This window comes from Nitrospirillum amazonense, assembly GCF_029594735.1.
Taxonomy (GTDB): domain Bacteria; phylum Pseudomonadota; class Alphaproteobacteria; order Azospirillales; family Azospirillaceae; genus Nitrospirillum; species Nitrospirillum amazonense.
In genome coordinates this window covers 406,332-421,429 of record NZ_JARPAF010000002.1, presented here as the reverse complement: position 1 = coordinate 421,429, position 15,098 = coordinate 406,332, and the positions used below count along the sequence as shown (strand labels likewise).

Genomic DNA, 15,098 nt, shown 5'->3' with positions numbered 1-15,098 from the left:
CAAGGACTTATGGTCCCAGGCCCGTGTTCTTTCGGGGAATATCAATTCCGCAGGCGGTAGCCGCGGTGCAGCAGGGTACCGGCGATGGCCAGCAGCGCGACGTTCACGGCCACCAGCACCAGGACGGCCAGCGCCGCCTGGTCCTGCCCCTGCCCCAGGAAGCCGATACGCACGCCATCGATGGCGTAGTAGATGGGATTGGCCTGGACGATGGCGCGCAGCACCCCCGGCATGCCCGCCACCGGAGCGAACAGGCCGGACAGGAAGATCAAGGGCGTGAAGACGAAGGTCATGGCCGCCGACAGATGGTCCCACTTCACACTGATGAGGCCGGTCAGCACGCCGAAGGTGGCCATCATGGACGAGCCCAGCACCACGAACAGCAGCACCAACGCGGGATCGGCCATGGGCGCCTGCCAGAAGACGAGGAACCCCACCCACACGGCGGCCCCGCTGGCCACACCGGCGGCCATGGCGGAGAGGACATAGGCGGCCAGCATCTCGGCCGCGCCCACCGGCGCCATCAGCTGGTCCAGGATGGCGCCCTCCATCTTCGCGTAAAGGATGGAGAAGGAGGGGATCTGCACCGACTGTGTCAGCAGGGACAGGGTCACCAGGCCGGGCACCAGGAAAGCCAAGATGGCATCGCCCTCGGGCGTGCCGCGCTTGTCGCCCAGGCCGAAGGCGAAGACGGTGAAGTAGAGGGCGGCGGACAGGCCGGGCGCCACCAGGAACAGCATGGCCAGCTTGCGCAGGCGCTTGATCTCCCGCCCCAGCAGGGTCAGGAAGCCCAGGGTGTTGAAACGGCCATGGTGACGGCGGCGGTCGGGCCGGTAGGCCCCGGCCGGCAACGGCGTTTCGGCACCCACCCCGTCCACCGGCATGTCCATGGCGTCAGGCCTTCAGCTTGTAGCCGGTGGAAACCATGCGCAGGGCCACCAGCCAGAGGACGAGGTTGATGCCCAGCATCACGGCGATGCCGGTGCCCAGCGTGCCGTCGGTGCGGCCGATGAAGCCGTAGCGGAACCCGTCGATGAAATAGAAGAAGGGGTTCACATGGGCCACGGTGTGGAAGAAGCGCGGCGCGCTGTCCAGCGTGTAGAAGGTGCCCGACAGGAAGGACAGGGGCGTGATCACGAAGTTGGTGATGGCCGCCATGTGGTCGAACTTATCCGCCCAGATGCCGCCGATGAGGCCCAGCAGCGACAGCAGCATGGAGGCCATCACGGCATGGAACAGGACGTAGAAGGGCGCGTGCAGGCCCAGCGGCACCACCAGCTGGATGACGATCCAAGTAACGAGACCCACCATCAGCCCACGCACGATGCCGCCGGTGACGAAGGCGGACACGAACTCGAACGGCGACAGGGGCGGCATCAACACATCGACGATGTTGCCCTGAACCTTGGACACGAGCACGGAGGACGAGGTGTTGGCGAAGGCGTTCTGCGCCATGCCCATCATGATCAGGCCCGGGCCCAGGAAGCGCAGGAAGGGCACGTCGCCCACCATGCGCACCACGCCGCCCAATGCCAAGGCGAACACGGAATAGAACAGCAGCGTCGTCACCACCGGCGCGGCGATGGTTTGCACCCAGACCTTCAGGAAGCGCCGTATCTCCCGCTTCGTCAGGGTGGTGAAGCCCACCCAGTTGATGGCGCCCAGGGCCCGGGGAGCCGGGACGGGCGTCGCGGCGGCGATGCCGGACAAGGGGGACTGCTGCAGCATGGTCATGGATTTAAGGCGCCCGTGCGGAAGGGTCCGGGGATGTGCCCCGGCAAGGCTGGGCCCGACCTTAACGCCGCGCCCCCCATCCGGCAATATGAGCGGCATCACAGGGGCCGGCACAACGATGGCGTGGCGGCGTTCCTCGGGGCTACCATGGCCGGCATGACCGACGATCTTTTCGACCCGCCCGCCCGCCCTGCCCCTCGCCAGCCCGCCCAGCGCCGGGGCCCGAGGCGGGTCAGCGCCGCCTATCTGGAGCGCGCCGCCCTGCATTACCTGGAGCGCTTCGCCGCCTCCACCGCCGCGCTGCGCCGCGTGCTGATGCGCAAGGTGGACATGTCGGCAGCCGCCCACGGCACAGACCGGGCGCAAGGGGCGGAGTGGGTGGAGGCGCTGATTTCCCGTTACCAGCAGAGCGGCCTGCTGAACGACCGCGTCTACGCCGAGGGCCGCGTGGCCAGCCTGCACCGCCGGGGTGGATCCACCCGCACCATCCGTCAGAAGATGGCGGCCAAGGGCGTGGACGCCGATCTGGTCGATGCCGCCTTGGGCGAACTCGCCCGCGATCTGGGTGATGCCGAGGAAGGCTCGACAGACCTGCGTGCCGCCCACGCCTACGCCCGCCGCCGCCGGCTGGGCCCCTTCCGACCTGAGGCGGAGCGGGAGGCCAGGCGCGACAAGGACCTGGCCACCCTGGCCCGCGCCGGCTTCGATTTCGACACCGCCGCGCGTATCGTGGACGCGGCCGATCCGGACGAAATCCTCGGGTGACGCCGCCCCTCTAACCGGGAAGGGCCTCAGACCGGGAAGGGGATGCCCTCGGCGTCGAAGCGCAGCTTCAGGCGGCGGTTGAACTCGCGGCCCACGGCCAGCTGGCGGCGGGGGCGGGTCTTGATGCGGAACTTGATCTTCACCGCCTTCTCGGCGAATTCGCTGACGCCCAGGATTTCCAGGGGCGCCAGGATGGCGGGGCCGAACAGGCTGTCGCTTTGCAGTTCCTCGCCGATCTCGGTCATGATCTGGGTGGCCCGGTTCAGGTCGGTGGCGTAGGCGATGCCGAAATCGGCGGTGAAGTAGCTGTAGTCCTTGGTCAGGTTGGAGATGCCGGTGACGGCGCTGAACGGCACGGTATGGACCGCACCGCTGTCGTCGCGCAGGCGGATGGTGCGGATGGTCAGTCCTTCCACCGTGCCGGTGTAGCCGGCCAGCGTCACGGAATCGCCGACGGAGATCGTATCCTCGAACAGGATGAACAGGCCGGTGATGACGTCCTTCACCAGGGACTGCGAGCCGAAGCCGATGGCGACGCCGATGACGCCGGCACCGGCCAGCAGCGGGGCGATGTTGACCCCGATCTCCGCCAGCACGGTCAGCCCCACCATGACCAGCAGCATCACCAGCACGGCGTTGCGCACCAGGGGCAGCAGGGTGCGGATGCGGGCGCTGCGCTCCACCAGGCGGCCGTGGCGGTCGGTGGTGTTGAGGTAGCGTTCAATGCCGCCGCTGACCAGTTCCCACACGATCAGCGCGAAGATGACCATGAGGACGATGGTGAGAAGGGAGGCGCTGGCCCGCTGGCCGAAGGGGGTGCTGAGCCAGCCGAAACTGTCCACGCCCCAGGCCTGCAGCACGGTCAGCAATCCCGCCAGCCACACCACCACCTTGGCGCCCCGGTGCAGGATGGGCAGATAGCGGTTGGCGCGGGATTCCAGCAGCGGATACTGGCGCTTCAGATCATCCGGGATGGCGAAGCCGCGCCGGATCAGGCGGTCTATCCCCTCCATCAGGAGGCGGGCCACGATCAGGGTGACGACGCTGATCAGGGTGGCGCGGGAAACGAAGCCGAAGCCGCCCTTCACCTCCAGCGCCCAGATGCCGTAGATGGCCACCAGATAGACGATGGCCAGGATGTGCCAGACCTCCGCCAGGCGGCGCCGGACCAGGCCCCAGGCGGTCGGCGCGGGCGGGGGGGCGGCGACCATGGGGCTGTCGCCGGAGATTTCGGCCGCCAGTTGCGCCTCAAGCGCGCCGTCATCATGCGGGTCTTGCGGCAGCAGGGGGTCCCGGCCCCGGATCCAGTCCGCCACGCTCTGCCGGTTCTGCAGCACCAGGATCACCAGCATGATGCCGACGATCAGGCCCACCACCTTCAGCAAGGCCATGTAGGGGCGGTAGGGCAGGCCCAGCTGATAGGCCACCTGCGCCACGAAGTAGCCATAGACGGCGGTCAGGGCGATGCGGCGCACCCAGATGTAGATGTAGTGCGCCGTCTCATCCCCCACGGGGAGCAAGCGCAGGGAAGGGGCGCCCGGCGACAGCAGGAAGCGGGCCGCCAGCGTCGCGCCCTGCACCAGCAAGCTGGACACGATGATGCCCAGCGCCGCCGTGGAGGCGGGCTTGGGCGGGTGGGTCAGGGTCTGCACGCCATAGGCCGCCAGGGCGAAGGCCACCATGGGCACGATGTCCAGCAGGGTGCGGGTTAGCAGCAGGCCCAGGCGCACGCCCCAGTTCCGGGGCTGGCGATGTTCCAGACCCCGGCGCGGGCGCGCCAGCAGCCAGAATGTCGCCAGACGGGCGACATAGCCGGCGATGACCACCAGCAACACCTCACCCAGCAGGATGCCCCACTGCACACGCAGGCGGGGATCGGACATCTGACGGTCCAGCCAGCGGTAGGCCTTGGGCAGATCCAGCAAGGCCTGGCCGGCGGCCGCGATCTCCTCGCTGAATTCCTCGATGCGGTCTGACAGGGCGTCCAGCATGCGGGCACCCAGCGCTTCCACCTCCGACTCCTGCGCCGGCGCAGCAGGAGTGGCTGCCGCGGCAGGAGCCGTGACGGGGGCCGTGACGGGAGAAGGGGCCGGGGCGGAAGCTGGGGCGGAAGTGGCACCGGGGTTCGCGTCGGCCAACAGCTTCAGCTGGGCGATCAGGGCATCGCGGCGCTGTGGGTCTTGCAGGGTCTGCAGCAGGGCAGCCGCCTGGGAAGAAGCGGCAGCCGAAACGGCATGGCTGGCGGGGGGCGAAACGGGCACCGGCACGGGAACGGCCACCGGCTCCTTGGCCGCTTCCCCTGGCGGGTTCTGCGCGCCATCCCGCGCTTTCCCATCCGCGTCCCCACCCGCATCCGGTGGCCGCTGATCGGTCGGCGGCTGGTGGGCCTGGGCCAAGTCGGTGGAGGATGGGTCGGGCGAAGATGGGTCGGCGGGCGCGGCCGCGGGCGCGCCCTGCGCCGCCCGGGCGGGCGGCATCGCGGGCGACAGCAGCAGGGACGCCAGAAGCGCCAGGGAAACGGCAAAAAGGGCTTTCCGCATCATCCGCAACAATCGGGTGGGTGTATCAAGGGCCGGGGACCAGGGGTCCAAGGATCAGGGAAGGGGCCGAACGTTAACCTTAAAGGGTAGGACTGCCAACGGCCGGACGAGGGATGTTGCCGTAAAGCATAGGTCCCGAAGCACAGTTCCCGCCAAAATTGCCGCTGCATGGTAGGCAGGCGGGGCGGGGCGCACTATCCTTAAGATTGTGGCGGCGGCGCGGCATGTGGACCCGGCGCCCACGATTTGACACAACGTTTCCCCGTGATTCCCGCGGGCACCCGGCCAATTCCCGGCCACCCCCGGCTGATTATGTGAGTAACCCGGCGCATGGCCACGGACAGTCCCGACGACACCATACCGGATGCCGCCCTGGGCGCCGATGACCACAAGCCCCCTGAGAGCAAGCTGGTGGCGACCAAGCGCGCCTGGGCGCGCGACGGCCGGCTGCTGACCGGCGCCCAGGCCGACCCGGACCGGACCGACCCTGCGGCGGCCCGCCCGCGCCTGCCACCGGGACAGCGCCTGGTGACCAACTGGCCGGTGCTGGACCTGGGCATCCTGCCGGACGTGGGCACCGACGACTGGACCCTGACGGTGGACGGCCTGGTAGACCATCCCTTCACCTGGCGCTGGGCGGATTTCCAGGATCAGCCGGCGTTCAGCGACACGTCCGACATCCACTGCGTCACGTCCTGGTCGCGTTATGACAACCAGTGGCGGGGCGTTTCCGCCGGCCACATCGTGGCGCTGGCCCGGCCCCAGGCGGACGCGGCCCATGTCCTGCTGCACAGCTATGACGGCTACACCACCAACCTCAGCCTGGCGGCGTTCAGCGCGCCCGATGTGCTGCTGGCCACCACCTGGCAGGGCCAGCCCCTGACGCGGGAACATGGCGGGCCGGTACGGCTGGTGGTGCCCCAGGCCTATTTCTGGAAGTCGGCCAAGTGGCTGCGCCGCATCCAGTTCGTCAACGACGACACGCCAGGGTTTTGGGAGGTGCGGGGGTACCATAACGAGGGCGATCCCTGGACCGAACAGCGGTACGGTTGAGACCTGTAGATGAGCCAGAACAGTTTTCCCCGCATGGCCCCCCGCGCGGCCGATCGCACAGCCTCTTTCGCGCCGCCCCCGCGCGCCCCTTCCAATTCCCAGGTCAGGCCCATGGAGCAAACGAAGACGCGGGAACGGCTGAACGCCCACAGCTTCACCTTTCCCAGCCTGACCGGGGATGGAACCATACCGCTGGGTGCCTTCAAGGGCCGACCGGTGCTGGTGGTGAACACGGCGTCGGCCTGCGGTTACACCCCGCAATATGCCGAGCTGCAGACGCTGTGGACCCGCCTGCGCGGCCGGGGCCTGGTGGTGATGGGCGTGCCGTCCAACGATTTCGGCGGGCAGGAGCCCGGCAGCCCGGCGGAGATCGCGCAGTTCTGCGCCACTACCTACGGCGTGGATTTCCCCCTGACGGCCAAGCAGACCGTGATCGGCCCCAACGCCCACCCCTTTTTCCAGTGGGTGGTCAGCAGCGTGGGGGAAGCAGCGGGCCGGCCGCGCTGGAACTTTCAGAAGCATCTGATCACGCCCGACGGGCGGCTGGCGGAAATCTGGCCATCCCCCGTGCGCCCCATGGCCGACGTGGTGCTGGAAAGCATTCTCGGTCTGCTGAACAAAGCCGGGCTCTGAGCGCTACGGCCCCCGCCGGTGCGGGTCCCCGGTGACGGGACCGGTGACGGTCAGTTCGCCGCGGCCACCAGCCCGATGTCCGGCCACACCCGGTCGGCGGGCATGATGACACGGGCGATGGTGCCGGTACCGGGCTCGCTCTCGATCTCCAGCTTGCCGTCGTGCAGTTCCACCAGGGCACGCACCAGGGGCAGGCCCAGGCCGGCGCCGCCGGCGGTGCGGGTCAGCGGGTTCTCGATCTGGCGGAAGGGTTCCAGGGCGCGGCCGATGTCTTCCGCCCGCATGCCGATACCCGTATCGGCCACGGTGATGACCAGGCGGCCATCGCCGTCGACCACGGCGCCCAGGGTGACGGTGCCGCCCTTCAGTGTGAATTTCACAGCGTTGGCCAGCAGGTTGGACAGCAACTGCTTCAGCGCCACCTCGTCCGCGCGCAGGCGGGGCAGGAAGTCGGCATAGTCGGTCTGCAGATGGATGCCGCCGCGGATGGCCCGTTCCTTCACCACCCGCAGGCAGGAGGCGAAGACGCGCGGCAGATCCACCATGTGCTCGTTCAGCTCACGCTTTCCGGCCTCGATCTTGGACAGGTCCAGGATGTCGTTGATCAGGTCCAGCAGCATGCGACCGCTGTCGTGGATGTCCTTGGCGTATTCGGCGTAGGCGGGGTTGTCGATGGGGCCCAGCGACTGGCTGCCGATGATCTCGGAAAAACCGATGATGGCGTTCAGGGGCGTGCGCAGCTCATGGCTCATGTTGGCCAGGAATTCGGTCTTGGAGCGGCTGGCGAATTCCGATTGCTCCTTGGCCAGACGCAGCGCCACCTCTGCCCGGCGGCGGTCGGTGATGTCGTCGGCCGTGCCCTGTATGGCGTAGGCGCGGCCCGCCCCGTCCAGCAGCACCCGGGCGGACAGGGATGCCCAGAGGGTGCTGCCATCCCGGCGGCGGATCTCGGCCGCGAAATCCTGGATGGCGCCACGGTCCATGACCTCCCGGGGAAATTCCACCCGGGGGCGCGGATCGACGAACAGCTGCGTCCAGGCGTCGGTCAAGGTGGTCGCCAGATCCTCTTCCGAGGCATAGCCCAGCATGCGCACCAGGGCGGGGTTGGCCGACAGGATGGCGCCCCCGACGGTGATGGTGAACATGCCCTCAACCGCGTTCTCATAGATGTCGCGGTACTTCCGCTCGCTGGCATGCAGCACGGCGTTGGCCTGTTCCAGGCTGCCCATCAGCACGGTGCGGTCATGGGCGCGGCGGCGGCTGACCATCAGCACCAGGCTGACGCCGAAGGTCAACGCGAAGCCGAAGACCAGCACGGCCTCCACCTCCCACGACTGGCGGGCCAGGCCGGCCACCAGGTCGCCCGTCATGTCCAGCCACCATACCCCGTCGCCGATGGAGAGGGCGCGGCTGAATTCGGAGGTGGCGGTGGCGGTATGCCCCGTCTGGACGAAGGCGGCCTCGCCCCCGCGCGACCGCAGGCTGAGCCGGGTCCATAGGGCAGGATCGGCCTGCCCCTCCATGCGCAGGGTCAGCAGGTCGCGCAGGTCGATGCGGGCCACCAGCGCCATCCCACCACTAGACGCGCCGCTGGGCGCCACCCCGGATGTGGACCGCGCCAGCAACAGGTTGGCGCCATCGGCGCTCAGGCGCACGGTGACGCCCTCGGGCGAAAGCGGGAGGTCGGCCATGTCGGCCGGCGCGATTTCGGCCCCTATGGGACCAGTGCGCAGTATGCGACCGCCCGGCCCCACCCAGGACACGGCCCGGATCTCGGGCCGGAGGTCGATCAGCAGGGCCACCTGGCGGTCGAATTCCGCCGGGGAGGGGTTGGCGGTCAGGAAGTCGCCCTCCGCGCCCAGGGTGGCGGCGATGCGGTCCAGGCGTTGCTGCACATGGCGGCTGCGGGCGTCGGCCTCATCCGCCAGCCGGGCCTGGGCCACGCCCGACAGCATGGAATGGACGTAGAATGCGGCCAGGACGGTCAGGACAATACCGGAGAGGGCGGCCAAAATCGGGCCGCGGGTCAGAAAAAAGACGGCCGGGCGGCGACGCCGCGCGGTCTCCAACACCGACATCCTGGCAATACCTCTCCGCTTCCCCTTGGGGCCACATCCCCTGCGTCCCCTGGGCGCCCCCGGCGGCTTCGCAAGCGCGCAGGATAACCCTATTCCTAACCCCAAAGATACAACGGCGGGTTAACATCCTGTCAGAAAGTGTAGGATGGCGTAGGAAACGCGGCGATGGAAAGGGCGACAGGAAACGTCCGCCGCCGCTATATCTGATATTTCCGCAACCGACCGGCGCCGACACCGTGACCGATAGCCCCATCCCCTCCACCGGCCCCGATCCCAGGGTTCCCGATCCGGACGATTACGTGGCCAGCCCCTGCACCCGGGTCTGCCGCATCGACGCGCGCAACGGCTTGTGCGCCGGTTGCCAGCGCACCTTGGAAGAGATCACCTTGTGGGGCGGGATGACGCCGGACCAGCGGCGCGCGGTGCTGGCCACCCTGCCGGAGCGACGCAAGGCCAGGCGCACCATGGTCCGCTGGCGCCACGGCAGCCAGCCGGGGACGTAAACGTAAGGGACGGGTCAGTCCGTCCGGTTATCCGGATCGTCGCCTTCGGCGAAAGCGCGGGCGCCCCACATGAGGCGTTCGATCTCACGGATACGGTCGCCCTGGCGACGCAACCGTTCGGCATTGACGACATTGCCGCCCGGCGCCCCATCGGGGCCCGAGCCCCTGGAAGCCCTGGGTGCCCGCTTGGGGCTATCCTCCCCGCCGAGATCGTCCGCGCCAGCCATCGACCGCCTCATCGACCGGACGCCGATGCCGTGCCACCGGCGCCCTCTGGTTCATGCAAGTATCACGAAGCGTATCATGGCCCTGGGCGACCCGCATCCCGGAAAGCCCGCCAAATCGTTCGGACAGGGTGATAATAAGTAGACGGTGTGACCTGATTTCAACGGTCCCCCGACCCCTATTTCCGCAGTGGGCTGCACCTGGCGTTTCCAGCGGCGGAAATGTCACACCAACGCCGCCGAGCCACCCGCCGCCCGAGCCACCCTGGGCCCCATGGCTTCACCGTGACGCGGCGTACCGCCGCTCGATGGCGTCCCACAGAGTGGACTCGATGGCGCCGCCGTTCAGACGGTTGATCTCCTGGATGCCGGTGGGGCTGGTCACGTTGATCTCGGTCAGGTAGTCGCCGATGACGTCGATGCCCACGAACACCAGGCCCTTGTCGCGCAGCACCCCGCCGATGGTGGCGCAGATTTCGCGTTCGCGCTGAGTCAGGTCGGTCTTGGCGGCGCTGCCGCCGGCGTGGAAGTTGGCGCGCGCCTCGCCCTCCTGCGGCAGGCGGCTGACGGCGCCCACCGGCTCGCCATCCACCAGCAGGATGCGTTTGTCGCCCTGGCGGATTTCCGGCAGGTACTTCTGCACGATGATGGGCTCGCGATAGAGCTGGGTGAAGGTCTCCAGCAGGGCGCCCAGGTTCTCGTCATCCGGCTTCACATGGAAGACACCCGACCCGCCGTTGCCGAACAACGGCTTCACGATGATGTCCCTGTATTCGCGACGGAAGGCCAGGACCTCGTCCTTGGCGCTGGTGATCAGCGTGGGCGGCATCAGGTCCGGGAAGTGGGTGACGAACAGCTTTTCCGGCGCGTTGCGGACGGAGGCTGGGTCGTTCACCACCAGGGTCTTGGGATGGACGTGTTCCAGCAGGTGGGTGGCCGTGATGTAGGCCATGTCGAAGGGCGGATCCTGGCGCATCAGCACCACGTCGACGCTGGCCAGATCCAGCGTCTCGGCCGGGCCGAAGGTGTGATGGTTGCCCCGTTCCCGCCGCACCTGCAGGGGCCGGGCGGTGGCCACCAGGCGGCTGTGGCGGAAGGCCAGATCCTGGGGCAGGTAGTGATAGAGGGTGTGCCCCCGCCGCTGCGCCTCCAGCGCCATCATGAAGGTGCTGTCGGTATCGATGTTGATGGAGTGCATCGGGTCCATCTGAATGGCAACGGACAGGCTCATTCTCTTCTCCCCCACCCCGGCGATCCGGCGGTGCTTGGCTGGCAAAGGATAGGACTGTGTCCCGCATGGATCGGCCCGGCTGCGGCGCCAATCACACGGGGGGTGGATAAAGGTCGGCTCAATTCAGGCGATTGCGCAAATGCTGCACCAAGGTGGCCGCCTGGTCCAGCAACTGGGCGGAGGTGCCGGCGCGGGTTCCCAGGTCCAGGAAGGTCTCGAACGCCGAGATGGCGGTGGTGATATGGCCCAGCTGGGCCTGCAACAGGCCAGATTCGCGCCACAGGGCCACTTGGCCCGGGGCCATCAACAGCATGGCCTCCACCGCCTCGGCCGCCAAATCGGGCCGTTCGCCGCGCATGTGCAGCAGCTTCACATTGTTATGCAGGCGCAGGAGGACATCACGGTTGCCCACAGGGGCGTAATGGTCCGGTTCCAGTTCCGCCGCGGCGCCCGAGGTCTGCTTGATCAGGTCGCGCAGGTCCACCACGCTCAGCACCCGACCGCCGCCGAAGGGATCGATGATGGCGCGGTCGCCACCGTGATCGAGGCGGATGAGGAAATGGCCGGGGAAATTCAGGCCCACCATGTGCCAGCCCTGGGCGCGGGCGGCATGCATGTAAAGGATGCCCAACGCCACCGGCAGGCCCCGGCGCCGATCGATGACCCGCGCCAGGTTGGCGTTCTGCAAATCCTCGTAGGTGGCGCTGTCGCCCTCATAGCCCATGCGGTCCACTAGGGCGCCGCGCAGCGCGTCCAGGCACTCGTCCAGGGTCAGCGCCTCCGGCGCGCGGCCGGCCGTCAGCCTGGCCACGGCGGCCGAGAGAGCGGTGAGATGCCGGCGGTAAGGCGCCAGGGCGGTGTCGCCGCTGGACAGGGTCGCCAGCGCCAGGGCAGTTTCCGCCAGGTCGATATCCTCATCACGCATCTGGCCCACGGCGCGCAGCAGCGCGCGGGCGTGCGCCTGGCCCTTGCCGGCGCGGGTGCTGCGATTCTGGGACCCCTGGCTGGTCACGGATTGGATGCTCCCTCCGGCATCGGCCCTGCGGCGCCGGGCTTTGGGGAGCCAGGCTTTTGGGGAGATAGCGCATCGCCGGGGCCGGTGTCGACCACCAATGCCGCCGGACCCTTCAATGACCCGGTATGGAACGCGCCGTCAGGAGGGCCGCCAGGCGTCCGGCCGATGCAGCGGCCAGCGCCGGGGCCGGACGATCATGAGGTCGAAGCGGATGGCGTGGCGCGCCAGCCGGGGCCGGGCGGCGACGTAGAGGCCGGCGGCCCGTTCCAGCCGGCGCCATTGCGCCAGGCTGACGGCCAGGTGGCCCAAGTCCTCCGTCGGACGCGCCTTGACCTCGACGATGGCCAGCAGCTCGCCCCTGGCCGCCACGATGTCGATCTCCCCCGCCGGGGTGCGGCAGCGGCTGGCCAGCACGCGGTAGCCCTTCAGCCGCAGGGCCAGGCGGCACCACGCCTCCGCCCAGCGGCCCAGGCGCTCGCCGGAGCGGCCCTTCAGCGTCTTTCTTGCCAGCCGCTCAGCCCGCGTCATCTTTCGAAATCTCGAGCGCCCGTTGGTAGACCTGCTTGCGGGGGGCGCCGCTGGCCTCCGCCACCGTGGCGGCGGCGTCGCGGACGCTGAGGGTGCGCAGGGCGGCGCGCAGCAGGCCGTCGATATCGACCTCTTCGCCGGCGGCGTCAAGCGGCGGGCCAATGACCACCACCACCTCGCCCTTGGGCGGGCCGTTCTCGGCATAGTGGGCGGCGAGCCCAGGCAGGGTGCCGCGCCGCACCTCCTCGAACAGCTTGGTCAGTTCGCGCGCCACCGCCACCTCGCGCCCGCCCAGCACCTGGGCGGCGTCGGCCAGCAGATCGGCCAGGCGCTGGGCCGACTCGAACAGCACCAGGGTGACGCGCACCGGCGCCAGTTCCTCCAGCGCGGCCCGGCGGGCGCCGGTCTTGTTGGGCAGGAAGCCCGCGAACAGGAAGCGGTCGGAGGGCAGCCCCGCCAGCACCAGGGCGGTCAGGGTGGCGCTGGCACCCGGCAGATGGGTGACGTAAAGGCCCTGGTCGCGCGCCTCGCGCACCAGCTTGTAGCCGGGGTCGGAGATCAGCGGCGTGCCGGCGTCGGACACCAGGGCGATGGCCTCGCCCGCCGCGATGCGGGCCAGCAGCTGGGGCCGCATGCGGGCGGCGTTGTGCTCGTGATAGGGCAGCAGGGGCTTGCGCACCTGGTACCGGGCCATCAGCTTGGCCGTCACACGGGTGTCCTCGCAGGCGATGGCATCGACGCCCTTCAGCGTTTCCAGCGCGCGCAGGGTGATGTCGCCGGCGTTGCCGATGGGGGTGGCGACGACATGCAGGCCAGGCGGCGGTTTACGCGCGAGGGCGCTGCCGCTAGGCTCTGCCCCGTCCTCGTCCGGCGGGATGTCCCCGTCCGACGGAACGTCATCGTATGGATCGTTGCCGACGTCGACATCATCGACAGGGCCGGCGTCGACATCGTCGACGGGGCCGGCAACGATATCGTCGACAGGCGGTTGCTGCGGTTTCATGGGATCAACGGGTGGGTTTGCGATGAAGTATGCCGGGATGTCCGCCACGACGGCGGCGGCCAGGACCGCAGCGACGCTGCTGACGCTGGCCTTGCTGGCGGGCTGCGCCAGCCAGCCCACGGTAACGGCCCCGCCGCGCGCCGCGCAAGCGCCGCAGCAGGCGCCCCAGCCGCAGGCAGCCCAGCCCCAGCCCGAGGCGGCCCCGGCCCAGACGGAAGCGGCCCCCGCCCCGGCCACGGTGCCCGCGGATGAGACGGTGCGCGTGGCCCTGTTGCTGCCCCTGTCGGGCAAGGCCGCCAGCCTGGGCGAGGCCATGCAGCAGGCGGCGCAGATGGCGCTGTTCGACACGGCCGACAGCCATTTCCAACTGCTGATCCGCGACACCAAGAGCACGCCAGAGGGATCGGTGGCCGCGGCGCAGGACGCGCTGGCCGCCGGCGCCACCCTGCTGATCGGCCCGGTCTACGGCGTGGACGCCAAGGCGGTGACGCCGGCGGTGGGCACGGTGCCGGTGCTGAGCTTTTCCAACGACGCGACGGTGGCCGACACGCGCGCCCCGGCGGGCGGCACCTGGGTGCTGGGCTTCCAGCCGCAGGACCAGGTGGCCCGCGTGGTCAGCTACGCCGCCAGCCGCGGCCTGACCCGCCTGGCGCTGCTGGCCCCGGTGGGCAGCAACGGCGACATGGTGGAGCAGGCCATGCGCGACGCCGCCGCCAAGGCGGGCGCCGACGTCACCCGCGCCGCGCGCTATCAGCCCACGCAGAAGGACGTCAGCGACACCATCAAGCGGCTGTCCAACTTCGATCAGCGCCACGCCCAGATGGCGGCGGCGCGCGAGGCCACCGCCAGCAAGGACGGAAAACCCGGCCCCGCGGTGGAGGATCTTTCCTTCCAGGCCATCCTGATCGCCGAGGGCGGCCAACGACTGAAGGAGGTGGCGCCCCTGTTGCCCTTCTTCGACATCGACCCCGGCCCCGTGCGCTTCCTGGGCACCGGCCAGTGGGATGAGCCCGGCATTGGACGCGAGCCGGCCCTGGTGGGCGGCTGGTACGCGAGCGCCGCCCCCGACGCGCGCCAGGGTTTCGAGAAGCGGTTCAACGACGTGTACGGCCAGCGCCCGCCGCGTCTGGCCACCCTGGCCTATGACGCGACCGCCCTGGCCGCCGTGCTGGCCAAGGGCCACAAGGCCTATGTGCGGGAAAACCTGACCGACCCCAACGGGTTCGCCGGCATCGACGGGGTGTTCCGCCTGCTGCCCACCGGCCAGGTAGAGCGGGGCCTGTCCGTACTGGAGGTGACCAAGACCGGCGTGACCGTCGTGGATCCGGCACCCACCAGCTTCACGCCGGCGGCGGCCCCGGCGCCCAGCCCGAACACCGGGTCATAAATCGCTTACCGGGACGCCTTTACCGGGATGCAGTGCGCGGCGCGTCCATATCCAGGTAAAAGCCGTCCAGGTCGGCGCTGTCCAGATCGGGAAGACCGAGGTCGGCGGCCAAGTCCTGGGCCAGGGATCGTCGGGTGGCGGCGGCGGCCAGTTCGAACCAGGCGAGGCGGGCCACGCGGCTGGCGGCCGAGTGGTCGGTGTCGCGGCGCAGTTCCCCGGCGATGAAGCCTTGGCTCATTGAGCCGGCGGACGCCTGCGCATAACCGGCCTTCATGCCGGCGGGGGAGAACCGATCCAAACCATGCTCCATCGTCATGTCTGCCACACACCAGGTGGGCGTCGGTTCACGTGCTGTTAATTAGATAGTGACCGAAATGACGCGGCGCGGGTAGAAAAATTATGCT

The 15,098-nt window shown here is 69.2% G+C and carries 15 protein-coding genes; 5 read left to right on the top strand and 10 right to left on the bottom strand.

Annotated elements, in window-relative coordinates:
* Nucleotides 1-41: 41 nt before the first annotated feature.
* Both P5F91_RS08015 and P5F91_RS08010 read right to left on the bottom strand, forming a co-directional pair.
* A complete protein-coding gene (locus P5F91_RS08015; RefSeq protein ID WP_145610756.1) occupies nucleotides 42-890 on the bottom strand; it encodes an ABC transporter permease in 849 nt (282 codons plus the stop codon).
* Nucleotides 891-894: 4 nt separating this feature from the next.
* Nucleotides 895-1,734, bottom strand: a complete 840-nt coding sequence (locus P5F91_RS08010) for an ABC transporter permease (RefSeq protein WP_246134384.1) — start codon at nucleotides 1,732-1,734, stop codon at nucleotides 895-897.
* 156 nt (nucleotides 1,735-1,890) lie between these two features.
* Here P5F91_RS08010 and P5F91_RS08005 point away from each other — a divergent pair, with 156 nt between their 5' ends.
* Nucleotides 1,891-2,499 carry a regulatory protein RecX gene (locus tag P5F91_RS08005; protein WP_145610757.1) on the top strand — a complete coding sequence of 203 codons (609 nt, stop codon included), beginning with the start codon at nucleotides 1,891-1,893 and terminating at the stop codon, nucleotides 2,497-2,499.
* Nucleotides 2,500-2,525: 26 nt separating this feature from the next.
* Here P5F91_RS08005 and P5F91_RS08000 read toward each other — a convergent pair whose 3' ends face one another.
* Complete coding sequence (locus P5F91_RS08000) at nucleotides 2,526-5,042, bottom strand: mechanosensitive ion channel domain-containing protein (RefSeq protein WP_277906965.1); 2,517 nt, start codon at nucleotides 5,040-5,042, stop codon at nucleotides 2,526-2,528.
* Between the two features lie 327 nt (nucleotides 5,043-5,369).
* On the opposite strand from P5F91_RS08000, the gene P5F91_RS07995 reads away from it, so the two are divergent.
* Both P5F91_RS07995 and P5F91_RS07990 read left to right on the top strand, forming a co-directional pair.
* Nucleotides 5,370-6,092 carry a sulfite oxidase-like oxidoreductase gene (locus P5F91_RS07995; protein ID WP_277906964.1) on the top strand — a complete coding sequence of 241 codons (723 nt, stop codon included), beginning with the start codon at nucleotides 5,370-5,372 and terminating at the stop codon, nucleotides 6,090-6,092.
* 111 nt (nucleotides 6,093-6,203) lie between these two features.
* Entirely contained in the window at nucleotides 6,204-6,725 is a 522-nt protein-coding gene (locus tag P5F91_RS07990) for a glutathione peroxidase (RefSeq protein ID WP_277906963.1), read from the top strand.
* Nucleotides 6,726-6,775: 50 nt separating this feature from the next.
* Here P5F91_RS07990 and P5F91_RS07985 read toward each other — a convergent pair whose 3' ends face one another.
* Nucleotides 6,776-8,803 carry a sensor histidine kinase gene (locus tag P5F91_RS07985; RefSeq protein WP_277906962.1) on the bottom strand — a complete coding sequence of 676 codons (2,028 nt, stop codon included), beginning with the start codon at nucleotides 8,801-8,803 and terminating at the stop codon, nucleotides 6,776-6,778.
* A 236-nt stretch (nucleotides 8,804-9,039) separates the two neighbouring features.
* Between P5F91_RS07985 and P5F91_RS07980 the strand changes: the two genes are divergently transcribed.
* Nucleotides 9,040-9,306, top strand: coding sequence for a DUF1289 domain-containing protein (locus P5F91_RS07980; protein ID WP_277906960.1), 267 nt, complete (start codon nucleotides 9,040-9,042; stop codon nucleotides 9,304-9,306).
* A 14-nt stretch (nucleotides 9,307-9,320) separates the two neighbouring features.
* Here P5F91_RS07980 and P5F91_RS07975 read toward each other — a convergent pair whose 3' ends face one another.
* The 5 genes from P5F91_RS07975 to rsmI form a co-directional block, all read right to left on the bottom strand.
* Nucleotides 9,321-9,533: a hypothetical protein gene (locus P5F91_RS07975; RefSeq protein ID WP_040848069.1), complete on the bottom strand. Its 213-nt coding sequence runs from the start codon at nucleotides 9,531-9,533 to the stop codon at nucleotides 9,321-9,323.
* Between the two features lie 277 nt (nucleotides 9,534-9,810).
* Complete coding sequence (gene gshB, locus P5F91_RS07970; protein ID WP_277906959.1) at nucleotides 9,811-10,761, bottom strand: glutathione synthase; 951 nt, start codon at nucleotides 10,759-10,761, stop codon at nucleotides 9,811-9,813.
* Nucleotides 10,762-10,879: 118 nt separating this feature from the next.
* The gene (locus tag P5F91_RS07965) at nucleotides 10,880-11,773 is read right to left on the bottom strand and encodes a SirB1 family protein (RefSeq protein ID WP_246134386.1); all 894 of its coding nucleotides are present in this window, start codon (nucleotides 11,771-11,773) and stop codon (nucleotides 10,880-10,882) included.
* 141 nt (nucleotides 11,774-11,914) lie between these two features.
* Nucleotides 11,915-12,304 carry a YraN family protein gene (locus tag P5F91_RS07960; protein ID WP_277906958.1) on the bottom strand — a complete coding sequence of 130 codons (390 nt, stop codon included), beginning with the start codon at nucleotides 12,302-12,304 and terminating at the stop codon, nucleotides 11,915-11,917.
* Entirely contained in the window at nucleotides 12,291-13,307 is a 1,017-nt protein-coding gene (gene rsmI / locus P5F91_RS07955; RefSeq protein ID WP_277906957.1) for a 16S rRNA (cytidine(1402)-2'-O)-methyltransferase, read from the bottom strand. Before rsmI ends, P5F91_RS07960 begins: the two co-directional genes overlap by 14 nt.
* Nucleotides 13,308-13,344: 37 nt before the next feature.
* Here rsmI and P5F91_RS07950 point away from each other — a divergent pair, with 37 nt between their 5' ends.
* Nucleotides 13,345-14,694 carry a penicillin-binding protein activator gene (locus tag P5F91_RS07950; RefSeq protein ID WP_145610765.1) on the top strand — a complete coding sequence of 450 codons (1,350 nt, stop codon included), beginning with the start codon at nucleotides 13,345-13,347 and terminating at the stop codon, nucleotides 14,692-14,694.
* A gap of 19 nt (nucleotides 14,695-14,713) precedes the next feature.
* On the opposite strand, the gene P5F91_RS07945 is transcribed toward P5F91_RS07950, so the two are convergent.
* Nucleotides 14,714-15,010, bottom strand: a complete 297-nt coding sequence (locus tag P5F91_RS07945) for a hypothetical protein (RefSeq protein WP_145610766.1) — start codon at nucleotides 15,008-15,010, stop codon at nucleotides 14,714-14,716.
* Nucleotides 15,011-15,098: the final 88 nt, after the last annotated feature.